The 13,495-nt window shown below is 35.6% G+C and carries 11 protein-coding genes; all 11 read left to right on the forward strand.

The window, feature by feature from the left end; genetic code table 11:
• The first annotated feature begins 435 nt into the window (after nt 1–435).
• Nucleotides 436–1,596 (forward strand): hypothetical protein, encoded by a 1,161-nt coding sequence (locus DNJ75_RS03690; protein WP_117001836.1) that lies wholly within the window; start codon nt 436–438, stop codon nt 1,594–1,596.
• Nucleotides 1,597–1,679: 83 nt separating this feature from the next.
• Entirely contained in the window at nt 1,680–2,279 is a 600-nt protein-coding gene (locus DNJ75_RS03695; RefSeq protein ID WP_117001837.1) for a hypothetical protein, read from the forward strand.
• A 292-nt stretch (nt 2,280–2,571) separates the two neighbouring features.
• On the forward strand, nt 2,572–3,909 hold the full coding sequence (locus DNJ75_RS03700; RefSeq protein WP_117001838.1) for a hypothetical protein: 1,338 nt from the start codon (nt 2,572–2,574) through the stop codon (nt 3,907–3,909).
• Nucleotides 3,910–4,064: 155 nt separating this feature from the next.
• On the forward strand, nt 4,065–5,363 hold the full coding sequence (locus tag DNJ75_RS03705) for a hypothetical protein (RefSeq protein WP_117001839.1): 1,299 nt from the start codon (nt 4,065–4,067) through the stop codon (nt 5,361–5,363).
• A complete protein-coding gene (locus tag DNJ75_RS03710; protein ID WP_117001840.1) occupies nt 5,363–6,499 on the forward strand; it encodes a hypothetical protein in 1,137 nt (378 codons plus the stop codon). Before DNJ75_RS03705 ends, DNJ75_RS03710 begins: the two co-directional genes overlap by 1 nt.
• A 147-nt stretch (nt 6,500–6,646) precedes the next feature.
• Nucleotides 6,647–7,480: a DotH/IcmK family type IV secretion protein gene (locus DNJ75_RS03715; RefSeq protein WP_224742218.1), complete on the forward strand. Its 834-nt coding sequence runs from the start codon at nt 6,647–6,649 to the stop codon at nt 7,478–7,480.
• A complete protein-coding gene (locus DNJ75_RS03720) occupies nt 7,473–8,600 on the forward strand; it encodes a TrbI/VirB10 family protein (RefSeq protein WP_117001842.1) in 1,128 nt (375 codons plus the stop codon). The genes DNJ75_RS03715 and DNJ75_RS03720 overlap by 8 nt, the downstream gene beginning before the upstream one ends.
• Nucleotides 8,601–8,643: 43 nt before the next feature.
• Nucleotides 8,644–9,399 (forward strand): hypothetical protein, encoded by a 756-nt coding sequence (locus tag DNJ75_RS03725; protein WP_117001843.1) that lies wholly within the window; start codon nt 8,644–8,646, stop codon nt 9,397–9,399.
• A gap of 18 nt (nt 9,400–9,417) precedes the next feature.
• On the forward strand, nt 9,418–12,408 hold the full coding sequence (locus DNJ75_RS03730) for a hypothetical protein (protein WP_117001844.1): 2,991 nt from the start codon (nt 9,418–9,420) through the stop codon (nt 12,406–12,408).
• Complete coding sequence (locus DNJ75_RS03735; RefSeq protein ID WP_117001845.1) at nt 12,409–12,855, forward strand: type IVB secretion system protein IcmW; 447 nt, start codon at nt 12,409–12,411, stop codon at nt 12,853–12,855. It abuts the gene before it with no gap.
• The gene (locus tag DNJ75_RS03740) at nt 12,852–13,478 is read left to right on the forward strand and encodes a DotI/IcmL/TraM family protein (protein WP_117001846.1); all 627 of its coding nucleotides are present in this window, start codon (nt 12,852–12,854) and stop codon (nt 13,476–13,478) included. Before DNJ75_RS03735 ends, DNJ75_RS03740 begins: the two co-directional genes overlap by 4 nt.
• The last annotated feature ends 17 nt before the right edge of the window (nt 13,479–13,495 follow it).

Genomic DNA, 13,495 nt, shown 5'->3' on the forward strand with positions numbered 1-13,495 from the left:
AAAAGCATTAATACTCAATCCATGCTTCATAAAATTCGCCCCAATAATCACAACAATACAGCTGATCGTATATTGATTACGGTAGTTATACTATGTTTTAAATGTAGGCATTTGTTTTCCTTAATAATTATCTTGATTGATATTTGCAGCTGATAGTAGTGCACAAAATGTTTGGTTATTAGCAGCAATATTAAGAAATATAGTGTGACTTTGATATACGAATGCGATAGATCGAGCAAAGCGCTCAAGAAAATGTGATTAATTGCCTATTTTGATGTGGTAAATACGTAAGCTAAAGCGCAATGATCGATCCATGAGTCAAAGGCTTAAATATCTAAAAAACTTGGTTATAGTGAACGCATCTGGCAGATCAATAGCTTGACTGGCAGAGGTGATAATTAACTTTTTATAAGACATTAAATAAAGGAGAATGAAATGGGTAGTTTGAAACAATTAATAGAAAATGCTAAAAACTTAACTTATACAGTTTTGGATCATGGTAAATCGAGGACCTTGAAGTTTGGAAATCGAAATAAAAATAAAAACTTATTTCAATCAATAAATGACGATATGACGCTAGAGAATCTAATTACTCTAAAAGATAAATTAACAGCCATAGGAAGAGGGCTTCTTTCAATAGTAAATTTAGATGTAGATGGTGTTACAAAAGAAGAAAAGGCAAAAATAGATTACTGTAAAGGCGAGTTAGATCGACAAATTGACATATTAGATCATTTTGAATCTTTACATAAGTCTTATACAGAGAACCTGACAAAATGGGATGCTGCTGCTGATGGTATGACTAAAGAATTTACTGTCTGTAAGGAGAGATATGCAAAATATAGAGAAAATTATAATGGTTTGTTTGAATCCTTATTTAAGGACTTAGTTACTGGAAGTCTGAATGAAGGTGATCTTAGAAATAAATATATTAAAAAGATAGAAAATTTACATGCTAAGCATGATCAAGCAGTGCATATAGAAAACAACACCTTCATGGATTTTCTGAAATCTATTGGGCAGAAAATTATGAATTTATTTAAAAACTTTTGTTATAAATTATCGCTTTTAAACCCTAGCTATGAAAACAGATTAAAAGGAGCCGTGGATTGTGTCTTACTAGATAAGAAGAGTGTTGATTATGTGGACAAAGGAGCTCATGAGAAATTTAATATTAACATTGTCAAAGAAGCTATTGATACATATGCTAAAATTGATGAAGCATCTAGAACTGATCTAGGACTTGCTAATGCTATATTAGAAGCAGCTAAAAAGCGTGCTACTACTGAAGACAAGAATAAACTTGAGAGTCTTGATAACGTTGATCAAGCTAAGGAGGTTGATATGGGGAGTGACCTGAAATTAACAGATTATATGTCATTGATAAAGGGCGCTGAGCATGACATAAAGAGCTCTACCCCATCTATTAAAAAGGATGTAAGTCATTATGCTATTAAAAATGCAACAGACAAACCGCAACCTGAGAAATCAGGAATACAAAAAGTTATTGATAATAAAGCACAAGAATTCCTTACGTTTTATATTAAAAATAAGGAACTAGAAAAAGCTCCTGAAGCTATTGTCAGTCATTCATAACCGTTGGGCTTTTGAGGCTTAGAAATCTCAAATCTATTCAGAGTAACAACAAATTCACTTGTAACAAATTAAGGGGGAAAAGTATGCCCACAATGACACAAAGCAGACCATCAAAATGGTGGTGTCTTTTTAAGGATTTTCTTTATCATGCGGATAATAAACAACAAAGGCTATTTGACCAAATAAATACAACCATAAATAGCCAAAATAAAGGGTTTTCGATGCTAGAGAGAAAGCATATTCAATTGCAAAAAAAGTACCCTGATATCATTAAATCAGCATATGACTGTGACACAGAAGCTCTTGGTGATTATTATAGAACTAAGTTTAAGTATTGTGATTTGATGAATAAAGAGCTTCAATCTTTAAAAGGTTTAAATGATTTAGCTATTAAAAACAGTGAAATAATGGCAAGAGAAAAATCAAATTTAACTGCACATCTTGATGATTTTGCGCGTGAAAAAGAGTTAAAAAAGAGCTATAAATCAGATATTCGTCAATGTATTTCTGCAATTGATATATTAACTTTTAAGCAATTTAAAGGGCGATATCAACAGCTTATCGAGCATTTTATAGCAAAATTAGAAAATTTCTCTAAAGGAATGCAACCTAATTTGCAATCAGTCATTAATAACAGTATTGCTGAGATAAGGGTCGATAATATTTCTGAATATGCCACGTAAGGCTTCAAAGTATGATTTTATACATTAAGAATGTCCAACTTTTTTATTTAACCCTCGGTATTACACGGACTTTTTATATTCCAACACCCCGCCTCGCAAGCTCGGCACCCCTCTTGAAAAGAGGGGAATATAAAATTACCGGTGCCTAATTCCCCTCTTTTCAAGAGGGGTGGCAGTCGTAGGCTGACGGGGTGTTTATAAAATCATGGTTTTCCTAAAGTGCGTAATTCCAGTTACCAAGTTTTAAGGAAGTTATAATTATATTAGTATTTCATGGGAGAGATAAACCGCAATGGGTCAAGAAATTGAATTACCAGACCTCACAGCTAAAACTAAGGCAAAGAAATTATTGCTTGAGAAAATTGACGAGATTCGATGTATTGCAAATACGAGCTATAGTGAGGATAAATTATTTATAATAAACTCTATAAGAGATTTGAATAATAGTTTACTTACGGATTTTAGAGCCATTAATACTGACAGAAGTAATGGTAATGAAGAGCAAAAATATCGAGTTCAGGGTATATATCAAATATTAACAGAATTGATTGTTAATCATGATTTAAGGAAAAGTCTAATTAACTATTACACTGTTTTGTATCTGTTAATTAACGAATGTAGATTGCTAAAAAAGGACTTACATGAGTTATCAGACTATTTAGTTAAAGTCTTACAAGAGTCACTAAAAAGTAATTTATCAGATGATCAAAATTTATCATTGTCAGTAATCAGTGAAAAAACTAAAGAGCAAGAAGATTTAGAAAGTTCTATAGAAGACAGCTATTTAGAAGGACTATATCAAAAAGTAATTAATGAAATGCCTGAAAGTCAACTGAGTAATTTAAAACCTCAGGAAGCAGAAAAGTTTCAATCATATTTCACAAATGATTTAGATTTTTCTAAAGAAAGTATAAAAGAGAGTGGTATAGATAAGCCCTTAGAAGAGAGCTTGAATATAACCCAACCTCTTAAGTTTACTCGATTAGAAAGAAGTCAATCATGTTTTGATTTGGGTCGAGATTTTAACTTTGAGAATAGTGTAAATTTACCAACAGAAGCACAAAAAGATAGTTTGCCTAACATTCATAAAAGTAGTGAGGGTAGCGAAAAATCTGCACACATGCCAAGTAAGTCTGGTCAAAAAATATTTATTGACTGGGAAAATATTGAGGCTTTAGTTAAAGAACTTGGTGGCACTTTAACAAATGAGCATGAGGCAAAACAGAATCAATCAGCTAAGTTTACAAAAGGCAGTGAACAATACACACTTTCTCAAAATAATGAAAATGGAGTGATTACGCTATCAGCGCAAAACAGTTCATTTAAGCAGTTTGCTAAAACTTTAACGGCTTTAGTGGCAGCAAAGATTCAATCACAACCTGGGGAAGGTGTGACGGTTACTTTTAAGCATGTCGGCAATGCCACAAAAGAGGAGTATCTTAGTGCGCTCGAAGAATTAAAAGCACTAGGGGAAAAATGCAATGTCACTATTAACAAAGATCCATCATGTGATAATGAGCTGTTTAATGAGGCGTTGCGCGCTATAGAGAAATCTAACGAAAAGCCGATGCCATTTAAAGAGAAAATTGAAAGCAAGCCTGCTGAGAATGATCCTGTACAAGAGACTTGATAGCAATCAATCAAAATTAAGTTGAGGTTCAAATTCCCCTCACCAACACAGCCTAAGTTGTGCGACCTCTCCCACAAGAGGAGAGGTGATAGCTTATGCAGTTTGTTTTTACATCATGACATAGTAACTCCAGATAGTAATAGAGAGAACCTAATATGAATAAGTATCGCTTTAATTTAAATAATGCACAAAAATTACGCGAAGAAAAAACGCTTCAATTACTGCGGAAAATGGTTGATGAGAATCAAGGTATAACGCCATTTGACAATATTGAAAAAGGAAAAATCAAAGAAGCAAAAAACCTTACATTTCCGGATAAAAAATTAGTAAACAAAGTAAACCAATTTATCAAGGAAAATAAAATTGAGTTTATGTCTTTTCAAAAATTAAGTGCTATAAATAGCAATCATAAAATTGAAGATACAATACAATCAAATGATGCCAAAAAAGCCCAAGAGTATACACTTTATAGTATTTATGCTGATCGAGTGTTTCAAAGTAGCGCTGATCGCCGCTCAGGCATAAGCAATTACTGGCTGCACAATGTGTTATATGATGATAAAAAGCTCTGGGAATCTGATGTGCATTCTAGCTCGGTTCTTGTGCCATATCAGTCAAAAATGGGAAAAAAGAGCATTATTGCTCAAACACAAAACAATGCTCGAGAAATTTACCAGCAAGATGACAATAACGCACCTCAATTAATGCTATATCAAACCTTGCTTAAGCCAGGCATTGCAGGGTTTGTTACAGGTAAAGAAAACCAAATGTTACACTATAAACATAAGGCGATAGATAATTTCAAGAATGTTTTGAAGGGTGTGACTGTATTGAGCACAAACCATTCGATTAATATGTCGCTATTGTGCAAGCTTAATAATTATCTTTGTAATAATTTTTTCTTTGGTGTAAGCCTGTGGCAGCGTAGGGAAGTTGTCAAAAGACTTCAGCAACTTAATGAAACTGAACAACCAGATAATAAATTGGTTGCTGATGCTTTAGCACAATATAAAAAAGCAATGAATACAACCTATCCAAATCGACGTGATATGCTATCACGTGCTGCTTATGAGCTTATTGCAGTTAACCACCTAGGTGGTAAAACACATACAACTTGCAAGTCAGGTAAAGATCGTGCCGGAATGGTAAAGTTATTTGCAGATGCTTTGTTAGTCTGCTATCAAGAGAAGAAGAGGTTCCCTAATCTTTATTCTAAAAGAGATCAAAAGCATTTTGCTGAGATATTTAAAAAGCTTTTCTACTCTGAGCATATGCAGCAAATTGCAGATATAAATTCACCAGGCGCTTATGGCTTGAAAAGTATGCAAGCTGTATTACCTAAGTTTTTATACGATAAATTGAAAAACCACAATCCGCAACGGTTTTCATTTTTTAAGCAGGCAGCGAAACTAAATAATCAATTATGTCAATTTAAACTAGGAGCACAGATGTAATGAAGAATCTGCAATTATATGTTTATAAAAATAATGCGTTAGTTGCTAACAAGAGCATATCTATCGAAGGCGACTGGAAAAAAATAGATAAAAATAACTTTTTTGTTTGCTCAGAACAGCAAGTTGATGAATTAGTTAATGCATTCTGTAGAAGTCACCTAGGAGAGGGTGCAGCAGTTGAGCTAAGAGTTGGAAGGCAAGGCTTTATGTCATATGGCGCTGATCTATTTAAAAAACAAATGGGGTATCCATTGTGTTATCACAAGGATGGTCATTATGTGCGTGCTCGTAGATATGGGTTTAAGTCTGCTGAGGATATGATCGTTCATAATCTTGATCGTTACTTTGCTGACAACTTAGTGCGAATTACTCCAAGTTCTTTTTTCACCCCTATAGCTCAAACCTATTTTAGCGTCATGCGTTATACTGATCGTATTAGCGAGGGAGGGTGTACAGCGAATTATGTTAATGCATTTGTTAAAAAAAATGGCAACTCAAACCTGTTTCAAAAAGGTAAGAGTCATTATTATTTATTCTCTATGGAGAACGGTGAAAATATTAGCGGGTATCAGGATAAAGAAGGACTTTTGATATTACCTTGTGACTATGCTTTTGGAAGCGGCAAACATGCTGTACTTGTGACAATAGATAATACTAGACAGGACGGAGATATAAAGATCTATAATTCATTATCGCATTACATGGATCCTATAAACTATGATGAGTTGAAAAATAATCTATCGAAATACTTTCCGGGTCGTGAAATTAATACGGTTGATTTTGGTGTGCAATTGCCGTATCAAACTGATTGTACGCGTTATGTTGCTATCTGGATTTCAGCATTGCTTAACCATGTACGTTCAGAGCTTTTAGAGAATATAGACTACAGAACAGTACTAAATAAATATTTTGACCCACATCTTGATAAAGATAATTTTTATGACCCAGAGCAGGAGATAATGAAATGTCATGAAGTTGATGAAGAAACTGACATCCTACTCAGCAGAGAAAGCCTGTTAACCTCAGAACAAAATGCAATAGATACGACTAATAATTCCAATGTTAATCATCGGTGCTTATTTGCGAATCAAAGCTTAAATTCAAATACTGATTTTCAATCAAACCAAGAGCCATAGAACGTTAACCATCCTTTGATTAACTCCCGTTAAACTACTGTAAATTAATGCCTAAATAAACGTTTAGCTGAATTCAACACTTAATTTTTGCAAGTGCTGTAGTGCTGCATTATCTTCGTGACAAAACACAAAAATAATCAATTTCTGATGAGAAGAATACATATTTTACTTGGTATTACCTTTGGTTTTTTGACGCAGATATCTTTTGCAAACACAAATGATATTGATCAATTAGTCAGCTCGATGTTTCCGCTAACACCAGGTCAAATTAAGGAGATTAAAACGGATGTTTCTGCGCGTCAGAAAGCAGCATCAACGGTGCCAGCAATGTCAGGAACGCAAGGAGTATCACGCGTATTAATGACAAGTCTTAATCCAACTAAACATATTACACCACCAAATGTTCGCTTGGGCGTTGGCGTGGTTACCTCGCTTATTTTCACAGATGCCAATGGCAATGTTCTGCCAATTGGCAGTTATGTCATTGGTAATAGTGGTGATTTCAAGGTGGATTGGGATAAGAAAAATAACGTCTTAATGATGCAAGCAATAAAGCCGTATGCTGAGACGAATATGGCCGTTATGCTCAATGGCTTATCAATTCCCGTGACGATCACGTTGTTATCAACACAGTCGCAATGGGACTATTTAGACTATATTCGTGTGGTTGACTCTAATGGACACAGTGACAGTGAGCTGACTCAGTTAGATAGCGGTGTATTGGTTGATTTACTGCACGGCATCGTGCCGGATGAGGCAAAAAAGTTAACTGTCTCAGATAGTGCGCTTAGTGCATGGCATTATCAAGGACATTATTTATTAATCACCGAAGGGGCGTTGATATCACCTTCATGGACTCATCATGCTGAGGATAATACGACTGCACATATGAATGCTTATGAAATTAATCCAACTTCGGTGGTACTGGTTTCAACAAATTCAGGTCTAAAAAAAGTGATGATTGGGGATAACAATGCTTAAGGCAATGCTGAAATTTTTTGCGCAACACCCTAGAATCAAAATTCTTTGTGTTTTTCTTGGTAGTGCAACGGCAATTATTATTGGGATATCTGTCTTTTCAAACAGCTCTAAAACCTATTTGTCATCATCTATCGATAATGAGATTGCACCAAATCAGCCAAATAACCTACATAAAGGCGCATATGACAAACTGATTCAACAGCAAAATAAAGAAGATATTTCTCAGGCAAAACAATCTCAAGATAGTTATATAGAAAATATTTTTAGTACGAACGGGCAAGATGATCATCAACAAGCATCTAAAAGTGAGGATCCTAAGTCATTTTATCAGCAGCAAGCAAATGAGAAGGATAAAAATAGTCTATCCTCAATAGCATCTCAGGGACAAGAGTGGTCAAATAGTGATAATTCATCATCTTTACAGGCAGAGCAAAATAATTTTCAGCAGTTAATTAATGTATGGAATAAAGTGCCTACCATGCAGCAAGTGATTATTAATAACGGTGATAACACAGCAACTGATGCATCAACTGCGCAAAATGGTTCCGTATTGTTAAAAGCCGGTGATATTTTATTTGCCGTCTTAAACACAGCGCTTAATAGTGATCAGGCGAATACTCCGGTATTAGCGACGATAGTCGTTGGCAACTATAAAGGTGCAAAATTATTGGGTAATTTTGAGCGTCAAGAAGACAAACTGGTGGTTAAATTCACACGGATGTCGATTCCTAGTGACAGTAGTAGTATGGCAATCAACGCTTATGCGATTGATCAAAATACAGCACAAAGTGCCATGGCAACAAGTGTTAACCATCACTATTTGTTGCGCTATGGAAGTTTGTTTTCGGCTGCATTTTTACAAGGGTTCGGAACTTATTTTTCAAATGGACAAAATAGTGCCTGCCCGCCAAATGCAACAATCTGCATTAACACACAAAAAAACACACAAAAAGCAGAAGTGACCACCCAAAATGCCGCCTATGCGGGCTTAGGTCAGATTGGTAGTGCATTGAGTAATGCAATGGCACAACAGTTTAATATGCCGCCGACAGTAAAGCTCGCGCAGGGTTCTGCTATTGGCATTTTAATTATGGATGATGTTCGTCCGGGGAAAGTGTAATCACTGATTACACAGATGCAAAAATTATTTGGAGATTAATACTATGCAAGAGGATGTTTTTAAAAGTCAAAATGATCAAAATGAGCATGGAGAAAATTCATTGACTCAAGATGCGTCATATTCATCAAAAACGCTATCAACCAAACCACAACGGTTTAAATTTGAGAAAATACATATTGCTTATGCAGTCACTGGCATTGCGATGATTTTTGGTGCTTATTTATTACTTAGTCCGCTTTTTTCGTCAACACATCCTAGTCAAAAAGATCTATCGAGTAATCAAGTGCCTGATCAGCAGTGGCAACAAATCGACTCACCTAGCTTACCTGTTAGTGGCAATAATTATCCTGCCTATAGACCACAGCCATTAAATCAAAAGCATGAAACTGTGACAGAGGGACAGTTGCAGTCATTAGTCACGATGCAGCAGCAAACACAAAAAGAGTTAAAATCAAGCTATTTAATTTTGGCACAACATATTAAATCAATAGAAGCTGACCTTGGCACACTAAAAGAAGGTATAGCGAAAATGACACAAAATAGTGATGCAATGCAAAAAGCTCAAACCGCACTAGGCAATATTGAAAACCAATTGCAAGCGATGAGTGCAGCGAGAATGGCGAGTATCGATAAACTTAATTTAACGGCGATTGTTGATGGGATTGCTTGGCTTGAGGATCAAAATGGCTATACGCGTACAGTTGTCAAAAATACTGAGATTCCAGGTTATGGCAAAGTGCTAAAGATAGATAGTACTCATAATAAAGTCTTTATGTCATCTGGTTATGTATTTTCATAAGCACATTGGAGTATGGTTATGTTAAATCGCTTGTATCAAGGTGTTGAAGAATGTTTTGCTTGGCTTGATAAGTACAGTAAAAAGTCTTTAGCAAGCTACTGCGAACTAGAAAGCGCTGATGATGAACATACGCTGATCACTCAGGATGGCTCATTACTTTCAGTCATTGACTTCTCAGGTGTGAATAAATTAATTTCGGATCTTGAGTTCAAGGAGCTGTCAGGTCATTTGCAACAAGCGCTAACACCACTGTTACAAAGACAAGGGCATATTGTTAAATGTTTATACCGATATGATCCAAGCGATATTGGTGAGCAAATCGATAGGCTCCAACAATCAAGCATCCATACTGCAAAACGCCTTGATATTCCATTGTCAGATTATTTTACTAAAACTAAAGAACATCTTTCTCAGCAATGTAATTTTGAGCAGGTTTATTTGTGCATATGGACGACTTCAGCAATCATAGACAGTGCACAAAAAAAACGTGCATTCACGCATAAAGCCAAATCCATCAAAGATTTAGAACTGAAGCTTTCTGCTAAATCACAGCAGTTTTTAAATGTCCTGCCTGAGATAAGACTGGCGCATCAATCAGTGATGTCACTGATCATCAATGCATTAAAAGTAATGCAAATTAGTATGAAACTACTGACAGTAGATCGCATACTATCGATCATCAAATGGCAGATAACACCAAATCATCAGCAAAAAACTTGGCAAGCTTTATTGCCAGGTGAAGCACACTATTTTGATACGAATAGCGATGAAAATTATTTGCTTTGGCCAAGTTTTTCACAGCAGCTTTTCACCGAAGATGGTATGAATATGTCAGTATCTGAAGCCTCTTTTGGAGAATACTGCTATGCCCCAGTTACTATTGAGTTATTTCCAAAAGACATAAAACCATTTTTCAATTTATTTAGAGCTCTGGTTGAAAGTAATATTCCTTGGCAAATGAGCTACAGTATGTCACATAATGGCATTAATGTTAGTAAAACAAAGTCAATTTTAGCGCAGTTTCTAAAGTTTTGCTCACATGAAAATCGCCTGATTTGTGATGCCCATAGATTATTAAAAGTTTTAGAAGAAAAAAGTGATGTCCCTGTTATTAAGCTGTCCGTTAGTTTGGTTACTTGGGCAGCTAAGAATGATCTTGATCGACTTATGCAACAAAAGTCAATGCTGATCAAAGCAGTGCAAAGCTGGGGTGGAGCACAAGTATGCGATAAATTTGGTGACCCAACAAAAACAGTGTGTTCAACTTTATTGGCGCTTGATAAACAGCATGTTCCGGGCGTTGTTGGTTGTCCATTAAGTGATGCGGTTAAATTGATGCCGTTATTTAGACCCGCTTGTTCATGGGACTCAGGATCCACTATTTTTAGGACACCAGATGGCAAAACATGGCCATACCAAAGTGGTTCTTCTTTACAGGTCAGTTGGGTTGAACTTGTGTATGCACGCTCTGGTGCAGGAAAATCAGTGTTATTAAATAAACTGAACCTTGGTGTATGTTTAAGGGCTGGGTTAGATGAACTTCCGTATATTTCAATCCTAGATATCGGCGAATCATCCTTTGGATTAATCCATCTTTTACAGCAACGTAGCAATAATGCTCAGGGTATAGCTCTTGCTCAAAGTTATCGATTTCACCTGTCTACTGAAGATGCAATCAATCCATTTGATAGCTATTTAGGTTCAAGAACACCAAACATTATGCATCGACATTTTCTAGTGAATTTCATATCTATTTTAATGTTAGAAAATATTACGCACAGCCTACCTGATGGGATGAGTGCGATGATCACAATGGTGATTGATATTGTATATCGCAATGCCAGTGATGAACATCAACCAAAGCTTTATTTAGATGGTATTGTCACCGAAATTGATGAATTTTTACAGCTTCATACTGACCATGCTATTGCATCCAATATAAGTAGTTGGTGGGATGTAGTCGATTATTTATTTATACATAATGAAATATCACTGGCACAATTGGCACAACGCTATGCCTCGCCGCTATTAGTTGATATGGTATCAGCAGTCCATCACCCATCAATTGTAGATTTGTACGAAAAACTTACCTTAAGCAATGGTGAAAGTTATATTGAGTATTTTTGTCGCAATATTGCCAGTTGTATCCGTAATTACCCAGGTGTCAATGTGGTCACTAAGTTGTCGGTCACCTCACGTGTGACAGCATTTGATCTATCATCAGTGGTAACAACAGGTAGCGCCAGTGATGAGAAGAAATCAGCTATTGCTTATATGCTAGTAAGACACGCAACATCAAATCAATTTTATTTAAAGCTAAGTGACTTAAATGGATTACCTGATAATTACAAGCACTATCACACCCAGAAAATTAAATCGATGATCAATCTTCCTAAACGTATTGTTTTTGACGAATTTCATCGCACATCGAATTGTTGGCCAATTCGCCAACAAGTAATCAAAGATATGCGTGAAGGCAGAAAGCAAAATGTGCAAGTTGTTCTAGCATCTCAGGCATTAGCTGATTTTGACCCAGTAATCCTAGAGTTTGCAACTTCTATTTTTATTTTAAGTGGGGGCAATCATAGTGCTCTGAATCAAACAGTCAAAACGTTTGGACTGAATGAGACGGAGCGCTATGCTTTGCAGCACTATGTTCATGGTCCTAGTGCCACAGGAATGACCTTTTTGTCACAGTTCCATACCAAGTCTGGGATCAATACACAGTTATTAAACTTAAGTTTAAGCGCCTATGAACTATGGGCTTTTACTACAACTGCTGAGGATATCTATCTTCGCGATCAACTTTTTGAGCACTTATCAGTAAATGAAGCGCTTTTGCAGTTATCACAAGCCTTTCCAACAGGCACAGCCAAACGTTATTTTGAAATACAGGCGCAGATTTATCCGAATAAAAGCATTTCGTTTTTATCAAATGCCTTTATAAAAAAAATGTTGATGCAAATATCTGGTATCACTGAAATTAACCTTGATGATGTGGAGTGTTAAATGTCTTTACACGATGAAATAAACAGCTATTGGACATCATTCTCAAATGCTTATATCAATGATTTATTAGATGCTTTTGAGCAAATTGAAATCGACGATAATGATTTTAGTTTCGATGACGGGGATTATCATGAGCTTGAGATTTTTTTTGAGCAAAGCTATATCTGGCCAGTAACTAAAGAGAACGTCATTAGAATTATTGAAGTGGCTAATATGTTACCAACAAAAATACTAATGTACTACATGCAGCATTTAGCAGAGGAAAATGCCGAGATGTTTAATGAGTTTTACACAATCATAAATGGTGAATCCAATAATGATTTTCAGTATTTGCTTAAGCGATGCATCTCTTTTGAAAAATGTCAGATTATTACCAAAATTATGTGTTATGAGCGTCTGCATATCTTAGAAAAAGTATTAACTCGCACAATGGATGAAGTGTCATGAAGCAAGATAATTTAAAACTCGTCATGCAAAATGCTTCATTCTATCGCGAGAATTTCAGATTGCTGATAAAAGTCATTATCGTTAGCGGTTTGTTTAATGTATTTTTATTGCTGGCATGTTGGTATTGCTACCATAGTAAACAAGAAAAGTTTCTAGCAGTTAATGACCATGGCGTGATCAAACAAATCATGCTAGCTGAGACACCAAGCATCAATAATCAGATGGTCATTAACTGGGTTAGCCAAAACATTGTAAAAGTTTATGCGTTAGATTTTCTAAATTATCGGCATGAGCTAAGTGGAGTTGAGCCACTTTTTACCAGTGATGGTTGGCGTAGTTTCAATAGCGCATTTACAAATACTTTAACGCAGATAAAAAATAAGAAAATTGTGGTTAGCGCGACACTAAATGATGTCCCAGTAGTCACGGCTGAAGGCTATCTATCTGGCATTCGTAGTTGGAAAATACAAGTCCCTTTACTGATAAGTTACTCCAAAGGGGATGAAGTACAAAACATTCAAGTAATACTACAAGTTACTCTTGAACAGCAAAAAGTCAAAGATGCTAATCAAAGTTTATTTGGCATCGCACAAATTATTCAAAGCAGTAACTTAACATTTTAATCGCGCGTAGAAGGAAG

The organism is Cysteiniphilum litorale, assembly GCF_003428165.1.
Taxonomy (GTDB): Bacteria; Pseudomonadota; Gammaproteobacteria; order Francisellales; family Francisellaceae; genus Caedibacter; species Caedibacter litoralis.